Annotated in this window: 36 protein-coding genes; all 36 read left to right on the forward strand. The window is 50.6% G+C overall.

The genetic code is table 11. The features are described 5' to 3' along the window. The first annotated feature begins 46 nt into the window (after nucleotides 1-46). Complete coding sequence (locus tag AC15IQ_RS04440; protein WP_483177470.1) at nucleotides 47-316, forward strand: L7Ae/L30e/S12e/Gadd45 family ribosomal protein; 270 nt, start codon at nucleotides 47-49, stop codon at nucleotides 314-316. After that, a complete protein-coding gene (gene rpsL, locus AC15IQ_RS04445) occupies nucleotides 316-693 on the forward strand; it encodes a 30S ribosomal protein S12 (protein WP_483177471.1) in 378 nt (125 codons plus the stop codon). Before AC15IQ_RS04440 ends, rpsL begins: the two co-directional genes overlap by 1 nt. Before the next feature lie 14 nt (nucleotides 694-707). Then, the gene (gene rpsG, locus AC15IQ_RS04450; RefSeq protein WP_483177472.1) at nucleotides 708-1,178 is read left to right on the forward strand and encodes a 30S ribosomal protein S7; all 471 of its coding nucleotides are present in this window, start codon (nucleotides 708-710) and stop codon (nucleotides 1,176-1,178) included. A 21-nt stretch (nucleotides 1,179-1,199) separates the two neighbouring features. Next, entirely contained in the window at nucleotides 1,200-3,293 is a 2,094-nt protein-coding gene (gene fusA / locus AC15IQ_RS04455) for an elongation factor G (RefSeq protein WP_483177473.1), read from the forward strand. 27 nt (nucleotides 3,294-3,320) lie between these two features. Then, nucleotides 3,321-4,520: an elongation factor Tu gene (gene tuf, locus AC15IQ_RS04460; RefSeq protein WP_483177459.1), complete on the forward strand. Its 1,200-nt coding sequence runs from the start codon at nucleotides 3,321-3,323 to the stop codon at nucleotides 4,518-4,520. Nucleotides 4,521-4,613: 93 nt separating this feature from the next. After that, nucleotides 4,614-4,922, forward strand: coding sequence for a 30S ribosomal protein S10 (rpsJ, locus tag AC15IQ_RS04465; protein ID WP_483177474.1), 309 nt, complete (start codon nucleotides 4,614-4,616; stop codon nucleotides 4,920-4,922). Between the two features lie 138 nt (nucleotides 4,923-5,060). Then, nucleotides 5,061-5,687: a 50S ribosomal protein L3 gene (rplC, locus tag AC15IQ_RS04470; protein WP_483177754.1), complete on the forward strand. Its 627-nt coding sequence runs from the start codon at nucleotides 5,061-5,063 to the stop codon at nucleotides 5,685-5,687. A gap of 24 nt (nucleotides 5,688-5,711) precedes the next feature. Further along, complete coding sequence (rplD, locus tag AC15IQ_RS04475; protein WP_483177475.1) at nucleotides 5,712-6,335, forward strand: 50S ribosomal protein L4; 624 nt, start codon at nucleotides 5,712-5,714, stop codon at nucleotides 6,333-6,335. A gap of 1 nt (nucleotide 6,336) precedes the next feature. Continuing rightward, entirely contained in the window at nucleotides 6,337-6,624 is a 288-nt protein-coding gene (gene rplW, locus AC15IQ_RS04480; RefSeq protein WP_483177476.1) for a 50S ribosomal protein L23, read from the forward strand. A 33-nt stretch (nucleotides 6,625-6,657) separates the two neighbouring features. Then, nucleotides 6,658-7,482 (forward strand): 50S ribosomal protein L2, encoded by an 825-nt coding sequence (gene rplB / locus AC15IQ_RS04485; RefSeq protein ID WP_483177477.1) that lies wholly within the window; start codon nucleotides 6,658-6,660, stop codon nucleotides 7,480-7,482. A 13-nt stretch (nucleotides 7,483-7,495) separates the two neighbouring features. After that, on the forward strand, nucleotides 7,496-7,780 hold the full coding sequence (rpsS, locus tag AC15IQ_RS04490) for a 30S ribosomal protein S19 (RefSeq protein ID WP_483177478.1): 285 nt from the start codon (nucleotides 7,496-7,498) through the stop codon (nucleotides 7,778-7,780). Between the two features lie 17 nt (nucleotides 7,781-7,797). Further along, the gene (rplV, locus tag AC15IQ_RS04495) at nucleotides 7,798-8,139 is read left to right on the forward strand and encodes a 50S ribosomal protein L22 (protein WP_483177479.1); all 342 of its coding nucleotides are present in this window, start codon (nucleotides 7,798-7,800) and stop codon (nucleotides 8,137-8,139) included. Further along, complete coding sequence (gene rpsC, locus AC15IQ_RS04500; protein WP_483177480.1) at nucleotides 8,139-8,813, forward strand: 30S ribosomal protein S3; 675 nt, start codon at nucleotides 8,139-8,141, stop codon at nucleotides 8,811-8,813. The genes rplV and rpsC overlap by 1 nt, the downstream gene beginning before the upstream one ends. Then, on the forward strand, nucleotides 8,813-9,247 hold the full coding sequence (rplP, locus tag AC15IQ_RS04505) for a 50S ribosomal protein L16 (RefSeq protein ID WP_483177481.1): 435 nt from the start codon (nucleotides 8,813-8,815) through the stop codon (nucleotides 9,245-9,247). The genes rpsC and rplP overlap by 1 nt, the downstream gene beginning before the upstream one ends. Continuing rightward, nucleotides 9,237-9,440 carry a 50S ribosomal protein L29 gene (rpmC, locus tag AC15IQ_RS04510; protein WP_483177482.1) on the forward strand — a complete coding sequence of 68 codons (204 nt, stop codon included), beginning with the start codon at nucleotides 9,237-9,239 and terminating at the stop codon, nucleotides 9,438-9,440. Before rplP ends, rpmC begins: the two co-directional genes overlap by 11 nt. Before the next feature lie 14 nt (nucleotides 9,441-9,454). Next, on the forward strand, nucleotides 9,455-9,724 hold the full coding sequence (gene rpsQ, locus AC15IQ_RS04515; protein WP_483177483.1) for a 30S ribosomal protein S17: 270 nt from the start codon (nucleotides 9,455-9,457) through the stop codon (nucleotides 9,722-9,724). 27 nt (nucleotides 9,725-9,751) lie between these two features. Beyond that, nucleotides 9,752-10,120 (forward strand): 50S ribosomal protein L14, encoded by a 369-nt coding sequence (rplN, locus tag AC15IQ_RS04520; protein WP_483177484.1) that lies wholly within the window; start codon nucleotides 9,752-9,754, stop codon nucleotides 10,118-10,120. Nucleotides 10,121-10,138: 18 nt separating this feature from the next. Continuing rightward, nucleotides 10,139-10,447 (forward strand): 50S ribosomal protein L24, encoded by a 309-nt coding sequence (gene rplX, locus AC15IQ_RS04525; RefSeq protein WP_483177485.1) that lies wholly within the window; start codon nucleotides 10,139-10,141, stop codon nucleotides 10,445-10,447. A 29-nt stretch (nucleotides 10,448-10,476) separates the two neighbouring features. Beyond that, a complete protein-coding gene (gene rplE, locus AC15IQ_RS04530; protein ID WP_483177486.1) occupies nucleotides 10,477-11,013 on the forward strand; it encodes a 50S ribosomal protein L5 in 537 nt (178 codons plus the stop codon). A gap of 15 nt (nucleotides 11,014-11,028) precedes the next feature. Then, entirely contained in the window at nucleotides 11,029-11,214 is a 186-nt protein-coding gene (locus tag AC15IQ_RS04535; RefSeq protein WP_483177487.1) for a type Z 30S ribosomal protein S14, read from the forward strand. A gap of 24 nt (nucleotides 11,215-11,238) precedes the next feature. Continuing rightward, complete coding sequence (gene rpsH, locus AC15IQ_RS04540; RefSeq protein WP_483177488.1) at nucleotides 11,239-11,637, forward strand: 30S ribosomal protein S8; 399 nt, start codon at nucleotides 11,239-11,241, stop codon at nucleotides 11,635-11,637. Nucleotides 11,638-11,655: 18 nt separating this feature from the next. Continuing rightward, nucleotides 11,656-12,195, forward strand: a complete 540-nt coding sequence (rplF, locus tag AC15IQ_RS04545; protein ID WP_483177489.1) for a 50S ribosomal protein L6 — start codon at nucleotides 11,656-11,658, stop codon at nucleotides 12,193-12,195. Between the two features lie 21 nt (nucleotides 12,196-12,216). Beyond that, nucleotides 12,217-12,582, forward strand: coding sequence for a 50S ribosomal protein L18 (rplR, locus tag AC15IQ_RS04550; protein WP_483177490.1), 366 nt, complete (start codon nucleotides 12,217-12,219; stop codon nucleotides 12,580-12,582). 28 nt (nucleotides 12,583-12,610) lie between these two features. Next, the gene (gene rpsE / locus AC15IQ_RS04555; protein WP_483177491.1) at nucleotides 12,611-13,114 is read left to right on the forward strand and encodes a 30S ribosomal protein S5; all 504 of its coding nucleotides are present in this window, start codon (nucleotides 12,611-12,613) and stop codon (nucleotides 13,112-13,114) included. A gap of 22 nt (nucleotides 13,115-13,136) precedes the next feature. Beyond that, on the forward strand, nucleotides 13,137-13,316 hold the full coding sequence (rpmD, locus tag AC15IQ_RS04560) for a 50S ribosomal protein L30 (RefSeq protein ID WP_483177756.1): 180 nt from the start codon (nucleotides 13,137-13,139) through the stop codon (nucleotides 13,314-13,316). 15 nt (nucleotides 13,317-13,331) lie between these two features. Then, nucleotides 13,332-13,772: a 50S ribosomal protein L15 gene (gene rplO, locus AC15IQ_RS04565; protein WP_483177492.1), complete on the forward strand. Its 441-nt coding sequence runs from the start codon at nucleotides 13,332-13,334 to the stop codon at nucleotides 13,770-13,772. Continuing rightward, complete coding sequence (gene secY, locus AC15IQ_RS04570) at nucleotides 13,772-15,037, forward strand: preprotein translocase subunit SecY (protein ID WP_483177493.1); 1,266 nt, start codon at nucleotides 13,772-13,774, stop codon at nucleotides 15,035-15,037. Before rplO ends, secY begins: the two co-directional genes overlap by 1 nt. Nucleotides 15,038-15,049: 12 nt before the next feature. Continuing rightward, a complete protein-coding gene (locus AC15IQ_RS04575; protein WP_483177494.1) occupies nucleotides 15,050-15,697 on the forward strand; it encodes an adenylate kinase in 648 nt (215 codons plus the stop codon). 150 nt (nucleotides 15,698-15,847) lie between these two features. Further along, the gene (locus AC15IQ_RS04580) at nucleotides 15,848-16,084 is read left to right on the forward strand and encodes an RNA-binding protein (RefSeq protein WP_483177495.1); all 237 of its coding nucleotides are present in this window, start codon (nucleotides 15,848-15,850) and stop codon (nucleotides 16,082-16,084) included. After that, nucleotides 16,085-16,303: a translation initiation factor IF-1 gene (gene infA / locus AC15IQ_RS04585; RefSeq protein WP_483177496.1), complete on the forward strand. Its 219-nt coding sequence runs from the start codon at nucleotides 16,085-16,087 to the stop codon at nucleotides 16,301-16,303. Between the two features lie 27 nt (nucleotides 16,304-16,330). After that, nucleotides 16,331-16,444 carry a 50S ribosomal protein L36 gene (gene rpmJ / locus AC15IQ_RS04590; protein ID WP_481041545.1) on the forward strand — a complete coding sequence of 38 codons (114 nt, stop codon included), beginning with the start codon at nucleotides 16,331-16,333 and terminating at the stop codon, nucleotides 16,442-16,444. A gap of 20 nt (nucleotides 16,445-16,464) precedes the next feature. Next, a complete protein-coding gene (gene rpsM / locus AC15IQ_RS04595) occupies nucleotides 16,465-16,833 on the forward strand; it encodes a 30S ribosomal protein S13 (RefSeq protein ID WP_483177497.1) in 369 nt (122 codons plus the stop codon). A 21-nt stretch (nucleotides 16,834-16,854) separates the two neighbouring features. Then, nucleotides 16,855-17,247 carry a 30S ribosomal protein S11 gene (rpsK, locus tag AC15IQ_RS04600; RefSeq protein WP_483177498.1) on the forward strand — a complete coding sequence of 131 codons (393 nt, stop codon included), beginning with the start codon at nucleotides 16,855-16,857 and terminating at the stop codon, nucleotides 17,245-17,247. Between the two features lie 16 nt (nucleotides 17,248-17,263). Next, nucleotides 17,264-17,893 (forward strand): 30S ribosomal protein S4, encoded by a 630-nt coding sequence (rpsD, locus tag AC15IQ_RS04605; protein WP_483177499.1) that lies wholly within the window; start codon nucleotides 17,264-17,266, stop codon nucleotides 17,891-17,893. Between the two features lie 29 nt (nucleotides 17,894-17,922). Beyond that, nucleotides 17,923-18,873, forward strand: coding sequence for a DNA-directed RNA polymerase subunit alpha (locus AC15IQ_RS04610; RefSeq protein WP_483177500.1), 951 nt, complete (start codon nucleotides 17,923-17,925; stop codon nucleotides 18,871-18,873). Nucleotides 18,874-18,888: 15 nt separating this feature from the next. Then, the gene (gene rplQ / locus AC15IQ_RS04615; protein ID WP_483177501.1) at nucleotides 18,889-19,230 is read left to right on the forward strand and encodes a 50S ribosomal protein L17; all 342 of its coding nucleotides are present in this window, start codon (nucleotides 18,889-18,891) and stop codon (nucleotides 19,228-19,230) included. Nucleotides 19,231-19,350 lie beyond the last annotated feature (120 nt).

Here is a 19,350-nt window from a genome sequence, read left to right on the forward strand (position 1 = left end):
CGAATAATCTAGCTCGCCTATTTTCTGATGTTCGGAGGTTTATCTGTTGCCACTGAATGATCTAAAACAATCAACTCGGGTGATCGGCGCCAAACAGGTTAAAAAAGCCATAACCCGGGGAATAGTAAGCAAGGTATACATTGCCTGTGATGCCGAGCCCCATGTGGTTGAACCCATTAAACAACTGTGCCACCAGCACCAGGTAGACATTGAAATGGTGAACAGCAAGAAGACCCTGGGGGAAGCCTGTGGCATTGATGTGGGTTCAGCAACCGTGGCATTGCTTGACAATAACATGGGGAAGGAGGTGCAATAGTGCCAACCATCAATCAATTGATAAGAAAAGGGCGCGAGAAAATGGAAAAGAAGTCTACTGCGCCCGCGTTAAAGAGCTGCCCCCAGAAGCGCGGGGTATGCACGCGTGTTTACACCACCACGCCGAAAAAGCCGAACTCTGCATTGCGTAAGATCGCCAGGGTGCGCCTTTCCAACGGTATTGAGGTGACCGCTTATATCCCCGGCATCGGCCATAACCTGCAGGAACACTCCGTGGTCTTGATCAGAGGCGGTCGTGTAAAAGACCTGCCAGGGGTAAGATATCATATCATTCGAGGAACCTTGGACGCTGCCGGTGTTCAGAACCGCAACCGGGGCAGATCCAAATACGGCACCAAACGGCCTAAGAAAAAATAGGAGGGAGGCGCGATATGCCAAGAAAGGGACCCGTACCCAAAAGAGATGTTCTGCCCGATCCCATTTATCATAGCAAGTATTTCACCAAGCTGGTCAATCAGATCATGTGGGACGGCAAAAAAAGCTTAGCGGAGAAAATCTGCTATTCGGCTTTTGACATAGTTGCTAAAAAAACCGGCAAAGACCCCATGGATGCCTTCGAAATCGCCATGAAGAACATCACCCCGATTCTCGAAGTGCGCGCCCGCCGGGTCGGTGGTGCCAACTATCAGGTGCCGGTTGAAGTTAGGCCGGAAAGAAGGCAAACCCTGGCCATTCGCTGGCTGGTTGGTTATGCTCGCAAGCGCGGTGAAAAAACCATGGCGCAACGCCTGGCCGGTGAAATCGTCGATGCCTACAATAGCACCGGCGCATCAGTTAAAAAGAAAGAGGATACGCATAAGATGGCCGAGGCCAACCGGGCCTTTGCCCATTACCGTTGGTAATCCGCTTGTGCTGGGAATGTCATGACTGAGAAGTCAGATTTAGCCGCAATTAGAAATATTGGTATCATGGCCCATATAGATGCCGGCAAGACCACCACCACCGAAAGGATCCTTTTCTATTCAGGAAGGGTTCATCGTATGGGAGAAGTCGACAAAGGCACCGCTACTATGGACTGGATGAGCCAGGAGCAGGAAAGGGGTATAACCATCACCTCTGCTGCTACTACCTGTGCCTGGAAAGATACGGTTATTAATATTATCGACACGCCCGGGCATGTGGACTTTACTGTTGAGGTAGAACGTTCCTTGCGCATACTCGACGGAGCCATTGGGATATTCTGTGCCGTGGCCGGGGTGCAACCGCAGTCGGAGACAGTGTGGCGGCAGGCTGACAGATACGGCACCCCCCGAATCGCCTATATCAATAAGATGGACCGGATCGGGGCTGATTTTTATAGAGCGGTCAACATGATCCGCAACGGCCTGGGCAGCGAACCGGTCCTGCTCCATCTCCCCATCGGGGCAGAGGATCTTTTCTCCGGTGTCATCGATCTCATCCGGCTCAAGGCCTACATATATGAGGAAGACAGCGGAGAACATTTCCTGGTTAAAGAACTTACCGACGAACAGATGGAAGAAGCCCTGGAATATCGCCAAGAGTTGTTGGAAAAACTAGCTGAGTTCGATGACGGCATCCTGGAGAAATACCTGGATAGTGATGAAATCAGTGTTGAGGAAATACAGCACGCGCTGCGCGTGCTCACCATTCAGAACAAGATCGTGCCGGTATTATGCGGCTCATCGTTTAAAAACAAAGGGGTTCAGATGCTCCTGGACGCGGTGGTCGATTACCTGCCTTCACCACTCGACATCCCCCCAGTCAAGGGTGTCAATCCCAAGTCGGGTGAGGAAATTATCCGCCAGGCCGATGTTGCCGGGCCGCTATGCGCCCTGGCTTTTAAAGTAGCGGTGGATCCGTATGTGGGCAAACTGACCTATTTCAGGATTTATTCCGGCAAGGCGAAAGTCGGCAGCACCATTATGAACAGCGGCAAGAATCGCCGCGAACGCATCACCAAGATCCTTAAGATGCATGCCAACCATCGCGAGGAGATCCAGGAAGCTTTTGCCGGTGATATTGTGGCCGGGGTAGGCTTAAAGGACACTGTGACCGGAGATACACTGTGCAGCGAGCATGACAGCATTATCCTGGAGGCTATTCAATTTCCAGAACCGGTGGTAGACGTGGCCATCGAAGCCAAAACCAAGGCTGACCAGGATAAAATCGGTGAAAGCCTGCGCCGCCTGGCTGAAGAGGATCCTACCTTCAGAACCCGTGTGGATGCAGAAAGTGGTCAGACCATCATCTCCGGAATGGGAGAATTGCACCTGGAGATCATCGTAGACCGACTCTTGAGGGAATTCAAGGTCAATGCCAATGTTGGCAAACCTCAGGTTTCATATAAGGAGACGGTCAAGAAGAAACATGGCGCTGAAGCCCGTTTCGATAAGCAAGCTGGCGGACGTGGCCAATTCGCGCATGTTATTTTGGATATCGCACCTCGGGCTGAAGGTCAGGGGGTGTTGTTTGTGGATAAATCCAATCAAGAACATATACCCAAAGAGTTCGTACCCGCCATTGAAAGTGGGGTGTTAGAAGGTCTACAGGCCGGGATTTTAGCAGGTTATCCAGTCGATGATGTGGAGGTCACCCTTAAGGGCGGTACTTATCACGAAGTTGATTCGACTGAGCAGGCATTTAAAGTTGCTGCAGTGATGGCTCTTAAAGACGCCCTCCAGGCGGCCGAACCTGTTCTGTTGGAACCGATAATGGACATCGAAATTGTCAGCCCGGAAGAATATGTAGGAGATATCATTTCAGATCTCAATGCTCGCCGGGGTAGGGTGATGGGTTTTGAAGAGAACCGTCACAGCAAGATCATCAACGGCGAAGTTCCGTTGGCGGAGACCTTCGGCTACGCAACCGCCCTGCGTTCTGCAAGTCAGGGCCGGGCTAGTTTCTCTATGCAGATTAAGAACTTTGCGGAGGTGCCCGCATCAAAGGCCAGAGAGATCATGGCTAAAAGGTATGGCATACCCCTACAGGATTTGTAAAACAGGAAAGGAAAGGTGAGAGAACAGATGGCAAAGGCTAAATACGAAAGGACGAAACCCCATCTAAACATCGGGACCATCGGACACATCGACCATGGCAAGACCACCTTGACGGCGGCGATAACTCTGGTCTTATCCAAAGTCGGGGGCGCGAAGGCGACGTCGTATGCTGAAATAGACAAAGCCCCGGAAGAAAAAGAAAGAGGTATCACCATCAACACCTCCCATGTGGAATATCAGACCGAGAACCGGCACTATGCCCATGTGGACTGCCCGGGTCATGCCGACTACATCAAAAATATGATCACCGGCGCGGCGCAGATGGACGGAGCCATCCTGGTGGTATCCGGTGCTGACGGCCCCATGCCGCAGACCAGAGAGCACATCCTGTTGTCCAGACAGGTAGAAGTGCCCTACATCGTGGTATTCGTAAACAAGGTCGACATGGTGGATGACGAAGAACTGTTGGAACTGGTCGACATGGAAGTGCGTGAACTGTTGAGCTTCTATGAATTCCCTGGAGACGACCTGCCGGTAGTGAGAGGTTCAGCCTTAAAAGCCTTAGAATGCGGATGCGGGAGCCGTGACTGCGAGTGGTGCGGACGCATTTGGGAACTGATGGACTCAGTAGACAGCTACATCCCCTTACCGGAGAGAGCGGTAGACAAACCGTTCCTGATGCCCATAGAAGACGTATTCACCATCACCGGACGCGGTACGGTGACCACCGGCAGAGTAGAACGCGGACAGGTCAAAGTAGGTGATGAGGTAGAGATCGTAGGGATGCGGGAGCAGACCAGAAAGACCGTATGCACCGGAGTTGAGATGTTCAGGAAGCTTTTAGACTATGCTGAGGCGGGGGACAACATAGGCACCCTGTTAAGAGGTGTGGACCGCAAAGAAGTGGAAAGAGGCATGGTATTGGCCAAGCCTAATAGCATCAAACCATTGACCAATTTCAATGCCGAAGTATATGTACTGACCAAAGAAGAGGGCGGAAGGCACACCCCGTTCTTCGGCGGCTATCGCCCCCAGTTTTACTTCAGGACCACTGACGTGACCGGCATCATCCAGCTGCCCGAGGGAGTGGAGATGGTAATGCCCGGGGACAACGTGCAGATGTCTATCGAACTGATCACTCCCATCGCTATCGAGCAGGGACTGCGCTTCGCCATCCGTGAAGGCGGCAGGACCGTGGGCGCCGGCGTGGTCACTTCCATCAGTTAAGCTAGAGCAACGAATGTCTTGGTTGGGAAGGTTTTTATCCTTCCCAACTGGACACCCGGATGCGTGTACAAAGCTAAGGAGGTTTAACAAAGCGTGAATGGGCAAAAAGTAAGGATTAGACTAAAGGCATTTGATCACAAGCTTCTGGACCAGTCCTCACAGAAGATCGTGGACACTGCCAAGAAGAATGGCTCCAGTGTTTCTGGGCCCATCCCTCTGCCTACGGAAAAGAGCATTTATACCATTTTGAGGTCTCCCCATGTTAACAAGGATTCCAGGGAGCAGTTTGAGATGAGAACTCACAAGCGCCTGATCGATATCCTGGACCCCAACCCCAAAACCATAGATGCCCTGATGCATCTGGACCTGCCCTCCGGGGTGGATATTGAAATCAAATTATAAGACTATCGCTGCTTACAGGACCAGTGGTAAAAAAAGGTTGTGGAGGCAGCAGCCAGCTAAGAGAAGTGAAGTTGGAAACCACGTCCAACCTATCACTCAGAAAAGACCAACAAGGAGGTACAAAACATGGCTGGAAATCTGAATAAAGCTATACTTGGCGTAAAAGTCGGCATGGCCCAGATCTTTGATGAAGAGGGCAAGGCGGTGCCGGTTACTGTGGTAGAAGCCGGGCCTTGTACAGTATTACAGAAGAAAACCGAGAACCTAGATGGTTATAACGCGATTCAGGTAGGTTTTTACAACCTGAAAGAGAAACTGGCCAACAAGCCCATTAAAGGGCATTTTAAGAAGGCTAATGTGAAGCCCTTGCGGTTTATCCGCGAGTTTCGCATTGACAATGTAGACCAATACGAGGTTGGTCAGGACATTCAGGCGGATGTGTTTGCCAGCGGCGAATTGGTTGATGTAGTGGGGACCTCCAAGGGCAAAGGCTTCGCCGGCGGGGTGAAGCGCCACAACTTTGCGCGGGGATCCATGGGGCACGGTTCCAAATACCACCGGCGTCCCGGTTCACTAGCAGCCAAAGGGCCGGCACGTGTTTTTAAAGGAAGAAAGTTACCCGGTAGATTAGGCGGGTCCAGAGTAACCGTCCAAGGCCTGAAGGTAGTAAAAGTCTATCCGGAGAGAAATTTGATTTTGATCAGGGGATCGATTCCAGGGCCCAAGAGAGGCCTTGTAACCATAAAGAATTCGGTCAAGGCATAAAGGCCGGCAAAGGAGGGTAATCAAGTGCCTAAAGTAGCCATGTATAATATGAGCGGGGCCCAGGTTGGAGAGCTTGAATTAAATGACCAGGTATTTGGCATCACTCCCAATCAAACGGTTCTGCATCAATTTATAAAAATGCAGTTGAACAACCGTAGGGTTGGTACTGCTTCAACCAAAACGAGGGCTGAGGTCCGTGGCGGAGGCAGAAAGCCGTGGAGACAAAAAGGAACCGGACGCGCCCGCTCAGGCAGCAGCCGCAACCCCTTATGGAGAACCGGTGGGGTCACCTTCGGTCCCAGGCCCAGGGATTATTCCTATACCATGCCCCGTAAAGTCAGAAGGCTGGCTATGAAGTCAGCGTTGAGCAGCAAGGTTCTGGACAATAACCTGATCGTGTTGGATGATCTGAAATTCGATCTTCCCAAGACCAAAGCTATGCTACAGACCCTGGAATCCCTGCAGGTATATAAAAAGGCCCTGGTGGTAATAGCCGATGTAGATCAGAACGTCATCAAGTCGGTTCGCAACATCCCGGGAGTGAAACCGCTGCCGGTAGATTACATGAACGTATACGACCTGATGAACTATGATGTCCTGCTCATCACCAAGGATGCCGTTGCCAGGGTAGAGGAGGTATTTGCGTAAGATGAGAGACTATCGAGATATAATCATCAAGCCGATCGTCACCGAGAAATCAATGGGACTTTTGGCTGACAATAAATATACATTCGTTGTTGATAAGAAGGCCAATAAGACTGAGATCAAGAACGCCATAGAGAACATTTTCAATGTCAGGGTGGAAAAGGTTTACACCATGATCGTGAAGGGCAAACCGAAGCGTCAAGGCCGCACCAGCGGATATACCCCGGATCGCAAAAAGGCCATCGTGATCTTGAAATCGGGCCAGAAGATTAAGCTGTTTGAAGGTATGTAAGCCGCCTAATGACGTTGCAAGGAGGGACACCAGATGGGCATTAAAAAATTCAGGCCTACCACACCCAGCAGAAGACAGATGACAGTGATGACTTTTGAAGAAATCACTAAGACCGAACCCGAAAAAAGCCTTACCGTTCCCCTGAAAAGCACTGGCGGACGCAATGCCAAAGGGCGCATGACGGTCAGACATCGGGGCGGAGGACATAAGCGTTTGTATCGCATTATTGATTTCAAACGCAACAAAGACCAGGTTCCGGCCAAAGTAGCGGCCATCGAGTATGATCCCAACCGCTCAGCCAATATCGCTCTGCTGCATTACCAGGATGGCAGCAAAGCCTATATCATCGCACCCCAGAATTTGCATGTGGGGGACACCATCGTATCCGGCACCGGTTCCGACATAAAAGTCGGTAATGCCATGGCATTAAAAGATATCCCGGTGGGTTCACTGATCCATAATATCGAACTCAGACCCGGCAAAGGCGGCCAGTTGGTGCGCTCGGCAGGAACCGTAGCCCAGCTCATGGCTAAGGAAGGCGCTTATGCTCATGTGCGTCTGCCTTCCGGAGAAGTGCGCCTGATACATGTCAATTGCCGTGCCACCATAGGGCAGATCGGCAATCTGGAACACGAAAACATGACTATCGGTAAAGCTGGTCGCGCCAGATGGATGGGCATCAGGCCGACTGTCAGAGGATCGGTTATGAACCCGGTGGATCACCCCCATGGCGGCGGCGAAGGCCGGGCCCCCATCGGGCGCAAATACCCGGTTTCACCGTGGGGCAAGATAGCGATTGGCGGCAAGACCCGCAAGAAAAAACCTTCTGACAAGATGATCGTCAAGAAGAGGAAATAAAGGAGGTCTTTAGATGGCTAGGTCACTCAAAAAAGGACCTTATTGCGAAGAAAAGCTTCTGGCAAAGGTTGAACAAATGAACGAATCTGGTAAAAAAACCGTTATTAAAACCTGGTCACGGCGCTCCACCATATTCCCGCAAATGATAGGGCATACCCTGGCGGTGCATGATGGTAAAAGGCACGTGCCAATATACATCACCGAAGATATGGTTGGCATGAAATTGGGTGAATTCGCACCTACCAGGACTTATCGGGGTCATGCCGGCAAATCCGAAAAAACGAGCAGATCCAGGTAGAAAGGAGGCAAATCAGGATGGAAGCAAAAGCTATTGCACGCTATTTAAGAATATCTCCTTTTAAAGCGCGTCAGGTTGCTGATCTGGTCAGGGGAAAAAATGTCAAAGAAGCCGTCGGCATCTTGAAGTACGCCAACAAAAGATCCGCTCCCTTGATTAATAAAGTCTTGAAATCCGCCGTAGCTAACGCAGAGCACAACTATGACATGGACTCAGACGATCTGTATGTATCCGCCATTTTCGTAGATGAGGGGCCCACCATGAAGAGAATGCACCCCAGGGCCTATGGCCGAGCCGATGTTAGACGCCATAGAACCAGCCATGTAACGGTGGTTTTGAAGGAAAGGGAGGTTAAATAGTGGGTCAAAAGGTACATCCAAAAGGATTTAGAATCGGCATTATTCGCGATTGGGACTCCAACTGGTTCGCTGATCGCGACTATACCGAACTGCTCCATGAAGATTATAAAATCCGCAACTACATCAAGGATAGGTTTTATACTGCGGGTATTTCCAAGGTGGAGATCCAAAGGACTGGAAACCGGGTCAGAGTGACTATCCATACGGCCAAACCGGGTATCATCATCGGACGTGGCGGTCAGGAAGTGGAGAGTCTTAAGGCTGAGCTGATAAAAATGACCAAGAAGAATGTCAATATAAACATTCAGGAAATAAAGCGCCCCGAGCTGGATGCACAGATCGTGGCTGAAAATGTCGCTCAACAGTTGGAAAAGAGAATCTCTTTCCGCCGTGCCATGAAGCAGACTGTAGGACGCACCATGAGGGCCAACGCGGTTGGCATCAAAATCGCCATCGCCGGCCGCTTAGGCGGAGCGGAGATAGCTCGCACGGAGTGGTATTCGGAGGGCAAAGTGCCTCTGCATACCTTAAGAGCGGACGTGGACTACGGCTTTGCCGAAGCCAACACCACTTATGGCAAGATTGGCATCAAGGTGTGGCTGAACCGCGGAGAGATCATGCCTGAGGCTAAACAACGCCCCAAACAGGCTAGAGTGGAGGAGGCCGAAAGATAATGCTAACCCCAAAAAGAGTCAAGTATAGAAAGCAGCACCGTCCCAGCCTGAAAGGCAAGGCCCATAAAGGCCATGAAATCACCTACGGTGAATACGCCCTGCAGGCTTTGGAACCGGCCTGGATAACCAACCGGCAAATCGAAGCAGCCCGTATCGCTATTAACCGTTATGTCAGAAGAGGCGGCAAATTGTGGATCAAGATATTCCCCGACCGCCCACTGACGGTAAAACCCGCTGAAACCCGCATGGGCAAAGGTAAAGGTTCTCCGGAGCACTGGGTAGCAGTAGTGAAACCGGGTCGTATCATGTTCGAACTGTCCGGAGTGACAGAAGAAGTTGCCAGGGAGGCCATGCGCTTGGCGATGCATAAGCTTCCCATAAAGTGCAGGTTCGTAAAAAGAGAAGAAATGGGTGGTGAGGTTAGTGAAAACTAGCAAAATCAGAGAACTAACCGACGATGAATTGAGACAGAAGGTCAATGATCATAAAGATGAGTTGTTTAATCTAAGGTTCCAACTTGCCACCGGACAGCTGGATAACCCCATGCGGATCAATGATGTCAAGAAGAACATCGCCAGATGCAAGACAATTTTAAGGCAGCGGGAACTGGCCAAGGGGAATAGTTAAAAGGAGGTCAAACGGTGACTGAAAACCAGCATAACAGAAAAGTCAGGGTTGGAACTGTCAGCAGTGACAAGATGAATAAAACCATCACCGTTCGCGTGGAAACTGTTAAACAGCATCCCCTGTACAAGAAGACTATCAAGACCAGTAAGAAATACAAAGCCCATGATGAAGACAATACTGCCAGAACTGGTGATGTGGTAAAAATCATGGAAACCCGGCCCCTGAGCAAGGATAAGAGATGGAAATTAATCGAAATCATTCACCGCGCCGAGACCTTACAATAGGTTTAGGCTTAAAAGGGAGGTTAAACCGTGATTCAACAAGAAACGATGCTGCAGGTGGGCGACAACACCGGCGCCAAAAAGGTATTGTGCATTAAGGTCCTGGGCGGATCTACCCGCAGGTATGCCACGGTTGGTGATATCATCATGGTCGCGGTCAAGGAGGCATCTCCCGGCGGCGTAGTAAAGAAGGGCGATGTAGTCAAGGCGGTGGTAGTTCGCACTAAAAAGGAAATCAGAAGGCCGGACGGCTCCTATATCGCTTTTTCGGAGAATGCCGCTGTGATAATAGATGATAATAACAATCCTAAAGGCACCCGTATTTTTGGGCCCGTAGCCAGAGAACTGCGCGATCGCAACTTTATGAAGATCGTTTCTCTGGCCCCGGAAGTCCTTTAGAGGTGGAGGTGTAGAAGCATGAACATCAAAAAGGGCGACAATGTCCTGGTCGTAACCGGGAAAGATGCCGGCAAGAAAGGCAAAGTCATCCGGGTCCTGCCCAAGAACAATAAAGTAGTGGTTGAAGGCCTGAATAAAGTGAAAAGGCATCAGAAACCGAGTCGCACTGTACCGCAAGGCGGAATATTAAACATCGAGGCCCCTATGAATGCCTCCAATGTTATGCTCATCTGCGGAAAATGCAACAAACCTACTCGTGTCGGCAAAGCCGTTCTGGAGACAGAGAGAGCGAGAAAGTGCAAGAAGTGCGGAGAAATACTAGACTAAATTCTCCAGGAAGGGAGGCTAGCTAAAGCATGGCTAGGTTATATGAGCAATACAAGCAAGAAATAGTGCCCAAGTTAATGGAAAAATTTCAATACAAGAACATCATGCAGGTGCCTAAGATAGACCGGGTCATCCTCAATATCGGCTCCGGGGAAGCAGTTCAGAATCCCAAAGCCTTAGACGGTGCGGTCAGTGATCTCACCATCATCAGTGGCCAGAGGCCGGTCATCACCAGGGCTAAGAAATCCATTGCCGGCTTCAAACTGCGCGAAGGCATGGCTATCGGCTGCAAGGTCACCCTGCGCGGGGAACGGATGTATGATTTCCTGGATCGGCTGATCAATTTGGCCCTGCCCCGGGTCAGAGACTTCCGCGGGGTATCTCCGCAGGCCTTTGACGGTCGCGGCAACTATTCGCTGGGGATAAAGGAACAGACCATCTTCCCGGAGATTGAGTACGACAAAATCGACAAGGTCAGGGGAATGGAAGTGGTTATCGTCACCACTGCCAAGAATGACGAAGAAGCCAGAGAATTATTGAGAAGTATGGGTATGCCTTTCAGATAAGGAGGTAGGCGATCAATGGCTAAAAAGGCTCTCATTGCCAAACAGCAGCGCAATCAGAAGTTTGAGGTCCGTACTTATAACCGGTGCAAAATCTGCGGTCGCCCCCGGGCGTATATGCGCAAATTCGGGATGTGCCGCATCTGCTTCCGTGAACTAGCACACAAAGGTGAACTGCCAGGGGTTACGAAGGCGAGCTGGTAAGTTGTAATAAAGGAGGTATTTAATATGGTCATGACTGATCCAGTAGCCGACTTCCTGACCAGGATTCGCAATGGCAATATGGTCATGCATGAAACCGTTGAGATCCCCTCTTCCAAGATAAAGCTGGCCATTGCCGGTATTATGAAGGAAGAAGGTTACATCAGGGATTACGAATATATCAAAGATGGCAAACAGGGCGTTATCAGGATATACCTGAAATACGGCCCCAATAAAGAAAAAGTCATTACCGGCATCAAAAGGATAAGCAAACCCGGACTGAGGGTGTATGTAAAAAGGGATGAGATCCCCAAAGTCCTGGGCGGATTGGGAACTGCAGTAATATCGACTTCGCAGGGTCTGATGAGCGATAAAAAAGCTCGCAAAATTGGAATCGGCGGGGAAGTCCTATGCTATATCTGGTAGCCGAAGGAGGGGTGAAGAATGTCTAGAATTGGTAAAAAACCTATTGAATTACCCGCAGGGGTGAGTGTTCAAATAGACGCCGGAAAAATCACCGTAACCGGCCCCAAAGGCACCTTGAGTCAGGATATCCCCGGGGAGATCACCATCAGTCAGGAAGGCAGCACCCTTTTGGTGACCAGACCGAACGACAACAAGCAAAACCGCGCCTTTCATGGCCTGGTTCGGGCTCTGGTAGCCAATATGGTACAGGGTGTAAGCGGCGGATTTGAACGGAAATTGGAACTGGTCGGGGTAGGTTACAGGGCGCAGCTGCAGGGCAAAAAGCTGGTCATCAACATCGGCTTCTCCCATCCGGTTGAGGTCGAGCCGCCCGAGGGCATCGAGTTTGAAGTTCCGGCTGTGACCAGGATCACAGTAAAAGGCATCGACAAACAGCTGGTAGGTAATACCGCTGCTCATATCCGGGCCATCAGGAAACCTGAGCCGTACAAAGGCAAAGGCATCAAATATGAGAACGAAGTTGTCAGGCGCAAAGCCGGCAAGTCTGGATCCAGATAAGCGGGAAGGGAGTGACAAAGGTTGTTTAAGAAGTCCAGCAAGAAAAGCCTCAGGGATAAGAAACATAAGCGCATTCGCCGCAAAGTGGCTGGTACCAGCACGGCCCCCCGCTTGTGTGTTTATAAAAGTCTCAGCCACATCTATGCACAGATCATAGATGACAGCAAGGGGATCACCATGGTATCGGCTTCCACCCTGGAAGCGGATCTCAAGGATCTGCCCTCCCGGACAAATGCAGCCGCTGCCAAAGAGGTGGGGGCGGCCATCGCCCGCAAAGCCCGGGAAAAAGGAATTACTACTGTAGTCTTCGACCGCAACGGCTTCAAGTACCATGGCGGGGTAGCCGCCCTGGCTGATGCTGCCCGAGAAGGCGGTCTAGAGTTTTAAGACCAGCGATCAAGCTAGGAGGGAAAGGATGAACGAAAGAGAACAAGCCGCTCCTGAACTGATAGAAAAGGTTGTCAATATCAGGCGCGTGGCCAAGGTGGTAAAAGGTGGCCGCAGGTTCAGCTTTAGCGCCCTGGTGGTTGTCGGTGATGGTGCTGGTAAAGTGGGCACCGGCAAAGGCAAGGCCACCGAAGTGCCGGAGGCTATCCGTAAAGCGATTGAAAATGCCAAGAAGAACATGATCGAAATACCCTTGATCGACGAACGCACCATACCCCATCCTATACTGGGCAGATTCGGCGCCGGACAGGTCATGCTGAAACCAGCCTCAGCCGGTACCGGAGTCATCGCCGGCGGACCGGTGCGTGCAGTCTTAGAATCGGCAGGGATCAAGGATATACTCACCAAATCGTTGGGTTCTTCCAACTCCAACAATATGGTCCATGCCACCATGGAAGGGCTTAAGAATCTTAAGAAGGCCGAAGTAGTAGCCCGCCAGCGGGGCAAAAGCGTTGATGAGATTTTGGGTTAGGGAGGAATAAGTTGTGGCTAATATGATTAAGATTACCTGGACTAAGAGCTTCATCGGATGTCCCGAAACCCAGAGACTGACCATCAAGAGCCTGGGGCTAAGAAAGCTGAACCAGAGTGTGATAAGACAGGATAGCCCGGAACTGCGCGGCCAGATCAACAAAGTGCAGCACCTGGTTTCTGTGGAAGAAGTAGAGCAATAACAGGGAGGTTTTATAGTGAAACTACATGAACTGAAATCTCCATCCGGCGCCAATAAACGGACCAAACGGATCGGCCGGGGAATCGGCTCCGGTCATGGCAAGACATCCACCAAAGGCCATAAAGGGCAGAAGGCCCGGGCTGGCGGAGGGGTCAGACCTGGCTTCGAGGGTGGACAGATGCCGCTGCAGAGGCGGATTCCCAAACGGGGATTTACCAATATATTTGCAACCCGGTACGCAATAGTTAATGTACAGGATTTGAATGTTTTTAGCGATGGCACCGAGGTAACTCCAGAACTCCTCAAAGAGGCTGGCATCGTCAAAGCCATGCACGATGGAGTCAAAGTATTGGGTAACGGTGTCCTGGAACGCAAGTTGATTCTAAAGGTTCATAAAGTGAGTCGTCAGGCGGAAGAAAAAGTCACCGCACAGGGTGGTAGAGTTGAGGTGATCTGATGCTGGGGTCATTGCAAAAAGCGGTTAAGGTGGGGGACTTAAGGCAGAAGCTCCTCTTCACTCTTATGATGTTCCTAGTTTTCAGAATAGGGGCGCACATTCCGGTGCCGGGTATAGATGCCGATGCGGTGCAGAAGTTTTTGAGCGGACAGCTGTTCAATTTCTTCGACATTATCTCCGGAGGTGCTTTTAAACGCTTCAGTATCTTTGCCATGAGCATTACCCCGTATATCAACTCGTCAATCATTATGTCGCTCTTGACGGTGGTTGTGCCCAAGCTGGAGCGGTTGCAGAAAGAAGGCGAGGAAGGGCGTAAGGTCATCGCCCAGTATACCAGGTACGGTACAGTTGTGTTGGCCTTCATCCAGGCTATGGGCATGGCAGTGGCTTTAGGGCGTAACGGTGCAGTGACAAATGCTGGCTTCTTTAGTTATCTGTTCATTGCCATATGCCTGACTGCGGGTACTGCCTTACTGATGTGGATAGGTGAGATGATTACTGAAAAGGGCATCGGCAATGGCATCTCTTTAATAATCTTCGCTGGGATCGTATCGCGCATCCCCAGCCAGATATCAGGGGTTGGACAGGAATTAGCCGGCGGCATAATCGGAGCTTTTAACGTGGTATTGTTCATAGTCTTGGCTTTAGCCATTATCGTGGCTATCATCGCCGTCAACGAAGGACAGCGCAGATTGCCGGTGCAATATGCCAAAAGGGTGGTAGGACGGAAACTATATGGCGGACAGAGCACATTTCTACCCCTGAAGGTCAATACCGCTGGTGTCATCCCGATCATTTTTGCCTTATCTTTATTGATGTTCCCGGCAACTATTGGGTCTTGGATGAATCCCGCTTCAGGTTTCAACAGCTTCCTGAATAATTACTTTCATCAGGGCAGCGCGCTGTATAACCTGTTTTATGCTTTGCTGATTGTGTTTTTTACCTTTTTCTATGTTTCAATAATTTTCAATCCTGCCGATGTGGCTGATAACATTAAAAAATACGGCGGGTTCGTGCCCGGCATCAGACCGGGGAGACCAACCGCGGAATATATCGACCGGGTCCTCACCAGACTGACCCTGGCAGGCGGTGTTTTCCTGGCTTTGATAGCAGTTCTGCCCAATTTCATAGTATATGCCACCGGGGTCAGCAGCCTGGCTTTTGGCGGTACATCACTTTTGATCATGGTCGGTGTGGCTCTGGATACCATGAAACAAGTGGAATCCAACCTGCTGCTGCGCAGTTATGAAGGCTTTGTGAAATAGGAGGCGACAAACATGAATCTTATATTAATGGGGCCTCCAGGGGCCGGCAAAGGAACGCAGGCCGATATGATCAAGGCTTCCTACCCAGTTCCGCATATATCCACCGGGGATATGTTCAGAGAAGCCGTACAGCAAGGGACTGCCATGGGCCTGAAGGCCAAATCCTACATGGAACAAGGCCAACTGGTACCTGATGAAGTGACCATCGGCATCGTTGAAGAGCGTTTGGCTCAGCCGGACTGTAGGCAAGGCTTTCTATTAGATGGTTTTCCCCGCACTATAGTGCAGGCTGAGGCCCTGGATGAGGTGATGAAAAAGCTGGGTGGCAGGATCGAAGCGGCTATCAACATAGCCGTGCCCGATGAGGTTTTGATCCAGCGCACTACCGGACGGGTGAGTTGCGCTGCCTGCAAGACTGTATATCATACCGTTTTCAGTCCCCCGGTTCAGGCAGGTATCTGCGACAAATGCGGTGGGGAGCTAGTTCAGCGCAGTGATGACCAGGAACAGACCGCCAGGCGGAGGCTGGAGGTTTACCATCAACAGACCAGCCCACTTTTAGGCTATTATCAGCAGCAGGGTATTCTGCACAACATAGATGGAGACCGTGCCCCTCTGCAAGTATTTGCAGATGTCCAGAATGTTTTGGACGGTTTATAGAGGGTCCGCACCCTCAGCCTGGAGCAGAACTCTGGCACAGAGCCTCTTGCTGAGCACGGAACCATACCGATCAAACGGGGGTGGACGGTAATTATAGAAGATATCCTGGGAAAAGTGGTTTACTCTAAAACCGGCCGAGATAAGGGCCGCATGTTTATCGTCGTTGGGGTTGTGAGTGACCGGTTTGTAACCCTGGCCGACGGGAGCTTACGGAAGATCGAGAATCCCAAGGTGAAGAATATTAAACATGTTCAGGTTACCGATATGAGCGCTGATGAAATCGTTGCAGTCATCAACAACGGCGAGGTTCCTGGAAACCACATGTTGCGCAAATACCTGAAAAACGTTAGGATGGCAGGGTTAGTTAATGGGAAGGAGGTCTGGTAAATGGCTAAGGAGGATGTAATCGAGATTGAGGGCAAGGTGATCGAGCCACTGCCTAACGCCATGTTCAAGGTGGAACTGGAAAATGGCCATAAAGTCCTCGCCCATATTTCGGGTAAAATGAGAATGAATTTTATCAGAATATTACCGGGGGACAGGGTGATGGTAGAACTCTCCCCATACGATTTGAACCGCGGCAGAATAACTTATCGTTTTAAGTAGGCACAGTCAAACGAGGAGGTAGACATCTTGAAGGTAAAACCGTCAGTCAAGCCCATGTGCGAGAAATGCAAGATTATCAAACGCAAGGGGCGGGTCATGGTGATCTGTGAGAACCCTAAGCATAAACAGGTTCAAGGCTAAATAATCGGAGGTGAAAAGATTTGGCGAGAATAGCTGGTGTAGACTTACCGCGGGACAAGAGAGTGGAAGTGTCGCTAACATATATTTTTGGTATTGGCCGGCCTTCATCCCGGGAGATCCTGGCCCAAGCAGGTATAAATCCTGATACCCGGGTGAAAGATTTAACCGAGGAAGAAGTTTCCAGGCTGAGAGAGATTATTGAGAAAAGCTATATTGTGGAAGGTGACTTAAGACGCCAGGTCAGCATGGATATCAAGCGGTTGATGGATCTGGGTTGTTACCGGGGTATCCGCCATCGGCGCGGATTGCCGGTCAGAGGTCAGAATACCAAGACAAATGCACGCACCCGCAAAGGACCCAAGCGGACCGCGGGTGGCAGGAAGAAATAGTGGGAAAAGGAGGATTCATAATTGGCCAGAAGAACAACCACCAGGGTTAAACGGCGTGAGAAGAAGAACATTGAACATGGCATCGCTCACATCAAGTCGACCTTTAACAATACCATCATTTCCATCACTGACCGGCACGGTAATGCCATATCCTGGTCCAGCGCCGGCACGGTAGGTTTTAAGGGCTCTCGCAAGAGCACACCCTTCGCCGCCCAGCAGGCTGCCGAGACCGCTGCCCGGGCCGCCATGGAGCACGGTCTCAAGGAAGTGGAATGTTATGTGAAAGGCCCCGGAGCAGGACGTGAAGCCGCGATTCGCTCCCTGCAGGCTGCGGGTCTGGAAGTAAGTGTGATCAAAGACGTAACCCCCATACCCCACAACGGGTGTAGGCCGCCTAAAAGAAGAAGAGTATAAGGAGGTAGTGGCATAAGTGGGAAGATACATTGATTCCGTTTGCCGCCAGTGTCGCCGGGAAGGTGAAAAATTGTTCCTCAAAGGAGACCGGTGCTATTCAGAAAAGTGCGCTGTGGAGAGAAAACCGTATGCACCGGGAGCACATGGCCAGAACCGGAGACAGAAGCCCTCTGAATACGGGCTGCAGCTGCGTGAAAAACAGAAAACCCGTAGGATTTATGGGGTTTTGGAAAAACAATTCAGCAACTATTTTAAAAAGGCTGACCGCCAACAGGGCATAACCGGTGAGAATCTGCTGGTGCTCTTAGAGAGGCGTCTGGATAATGTGGTCTACCGGCTGGGTTTTGCTTCTTCCAGAGCGGAAGCCCGACAGCTGGTCACACACGGTCATTTTACTATCAATGGCAAAAAGGCCTCTATTCCCTCCATGCTGGTTCGGGTCAACGATGTTATTCAGGTGAAGCCCGGCAGCAGGGAGTCCGTCAAGTTCCAGGAGATGAAGGAACAGGCTGCTTATAAGACCCCACCGGAGTGGCTGAGCGTGGATGTGGAAAATCTGTCCGGCACAGTTCTGGCTTATCCCATCCGGGATCAGATTGATACCCAGGTACACGAACAGCTCATCGTAGAACTCTACTCTAGATAATTAACCTCTAGAAAGGAGGGTCTGTTCTAATGCTGGAGATGGAAAAACCGCGCATTGAGTGTGTAGATAAGGACCCTGAGAAAAACTATGGCAAATTCGTAATTGAACCTTTAGAACGTGGCTATGGAACCACTCTGGGCAATTCGCTGCGCCGCGTCCTCTTGTCGTCACTGCCGGGGGCAGCGGTTACTTCGATCAAATTGGACGGAGTTCTGCACGAATTTTCCACCATACCGAATGTGGTCGAGGATACCACTGAGATCATCCTCAACATCAAAAAACTAGTATTAAAATATGACAGCCAGGACCGTAAGATACTGCGCATTGAAAAAGAAGGCAAAATGGATCTCAAGGCTGGCGATATCACTCCTGATGGCGAAGTTGAAATTTTAAATCCAGATCTGCATATTGCGACCCTCGACGAAGGGGCCAAGATAAACATGGAACTAACTGTGGAACGTGGTCGCGGCTATGTCAGCGCTGATCAGCAGCCTATCAAAGGCGACGATATCGTGGGTTTGATCCCGATCGACTCTATCTACACCCCGGTGACCAAGGTTAATTATACGGTCGATATGGCTCGAGTGGGCAAACGGACCGACTACGACAGCCTGACTCTGGAAGTGTGGACCAATGGCAGTATCAGCCCGGAAGAGGGCATCAGCTTGTCTGCGCAGATCATGATTGAGTATCTTAAACTATTCACCGAAATAGATGATACTTATGCTGAAGTGGAAATCCTGGTGGAAAAAGAAGAAGAAAAGAAAGACAAGGTCCTGGAGATGTCCATCGAGGAACTGGAACTGTCGGTTAGAGCCTCCAATGGACTGAAACGGGCCAATATTAATACCGTCGGGGATTTGATTGAAAAAACCCGCGAAGAAATGAGCAAGATCAGAAACCTGGGGCAAAAATCCCTGGAAGAGATCGAAAGAAAACTCAAAGAACTTGACCTGTCCTTCAAGAAAACTGAGGACTAGAAAGGAGGAGCCCCAGTGGCTTACCGTAGATTAGGGCTTTTGAGCCATCAAAGAAAAGCCTTGCTGAGAAACGCTGTGACCTCTCTTTTAGAGAGTGAAAAAATAACCACTACCGAGACCAGAGCCAAAGAGATCCAGCGTATCGCTGACAAGATGATTACCCTGAGCAAGGCGGGCGACCTGCATGCACGCCGCCAGGCCCATAGCTATCTGACCAAAGACCCGGTGGTTAAGAAGTTGTTCACCGAACTGGCCGAACGCTATAAGGAACGCCAGGGAGGTTATACCCGTATTATCAAGATGGGTTACCGTCAGGGAGACGGCGCCCCCATGGCAATTATCGAGTTGGTACAGTAAGCTGTGCCCAAATAGGCTATAAACAGGGGCGGGGATCGGCAATGGCCATCCCCGGCACGACCCCGACAGATGCTTAATTGACCGAAAGATGAGGAATCAATCCGGTCAGGGCAGAGTTGG

Source organism: Syntrophomonas sp. DTU019 (assembly GCA_913757435.1).
Classification (GTDB): Bacteria; Bacillota; Syntrophomonadia; order Syntrophomonadales; family Syntrophomonadaceae; genus DTU019.

Bases quoted from the DNA above. Each gene is read 5' to 3' on its own strand.
- rplW (WP_483177476.1), top strand. From the start codon at position 6,337: ATGAGAGACTATCGAGATATAATCATCAAGCCGATCGTCACCGAGAAA.
- rpsG (WP_483177472.1), top strand. From the start codon at position 708: ATGCCAAGAAAGGGACCCGTACCCAAAAGAGATGTTCTGCCCGATCCC.
- tuf (WP_483177459.1), top strand. From the start codon at position 3,321: ATGGCAAAGGCTAAATACGAAAGGACGAAACCCCATCTAAACATCGGG.
- rplF (WP_483177489.1), top strand. From the start codon at position 11,656: ATGTCTAGAATTGGTAAAAAACCTATTGAATTACCCGCAGGGGTGAGT.
- rpsE (WP_483177491.1), top strand. From the start codon at position 12,611: ATGAACGAAAGAGAACAAGCCGCTCCTGAACTGATAGAAAAGGTTGTC.
- fusA (WP_483177473.1), top strand. From the start codon at position 1,200: ATGACTGAGAAGTCAGATTTAGCCGCAATTAGAAATATTGGTATCATG.
- rplX (WP_483177485.1), top strand. From the start codon at position 10,139: ATGAACATCAAAAAGGGCGACAATGTCCTGGTCGTAACCGGGAAAGAT.
- AC15IQ_RS04610 (WP_483177500.1), top strand. From the start codon at position 17,923: ATGCTGGAGATGGAAAAACCGCGCATTGAGTGTGTAGATAAGGACCCT.
- secY (WP_483177493.1), top strand. From the start codon at position 13,772: ATGCTGGGGTCATTGCAAAAAGCGGTTAAGGTGGGGGACTTAAGGCAG.
- infA (WP_483177496.1), top strand. From the start codon at position 16,085: ATGGCTAAGGAGGATGTAATCGAGATTGAGGGCAAGGTGATCGAGCCA.
- rpsH (WP_483177488.1), top strand. From the start codon at position 11,239: ATGGTCATGACTGATCCAGTAGCCGACTTCCTGACCAGGATTCGCAAT.
- rplV (WP_483177479.1), top strand. From the start codon at position 7,798: ATGGAAGCAAAAGCTATTGCACGCTATTTAAGAATATCTCCTTTTAAA.
- rplP (WP_483177481.1), top strand. From the start codon at position 8,813: ATGCTAACCCCAAAAAGAGTCAAGTATAGAAAGCAGCACCGTCCCAGC.
- rpsS (WP_483177478.1), top strand. From the start codon at position 7,496: ATGGCTAGGTCACTCAAAAAAGGACCTTATTGCGAAGAAAAGCTTCTG.
- rplB (WP_483177477.1), top strand. From the start codon at position 6,658: ATGGGCATTAAAAAATTCAGGCCTACCACACCCAGCAGAAGACAGATG.
- AC15IQ_RS04535 (WP_483177487.1), top strand. From the start codon at position 11,029: ATGGCTAAAAAGGCTCTCATTGCCAAACAGCAGCGCAATCAGAAGTTT.
- rplE (WP_483177486.1), top strand. From the start codon at position 10,477: ATGGCTAGGTTATATGAGCAATACAAGCAAGAAATAGTGCCCAAGTTA.
- rpmD (WP_483177756.1), top strand. From the start codon at position 13,137: ATGATTAAGATTACCTGGACTAAGAGCTTCATCGGATGTCCCGAAACC.
- AC15IQ_RS04580 (WP_483177495.1), top strand. From the start codon at position 15,848: ATGTTTATCGTCGTTGGGGTTGTGAGTGACCGGTTTGTAACCCTGGCC.
- AC15IQ_RS04575 (WP_483177494.1), top strand. From the start codon at position 15,050: ATGAATCTTATATTAATGGGGCCTCCAGGGGCCGGCAAAGGAACGCAG.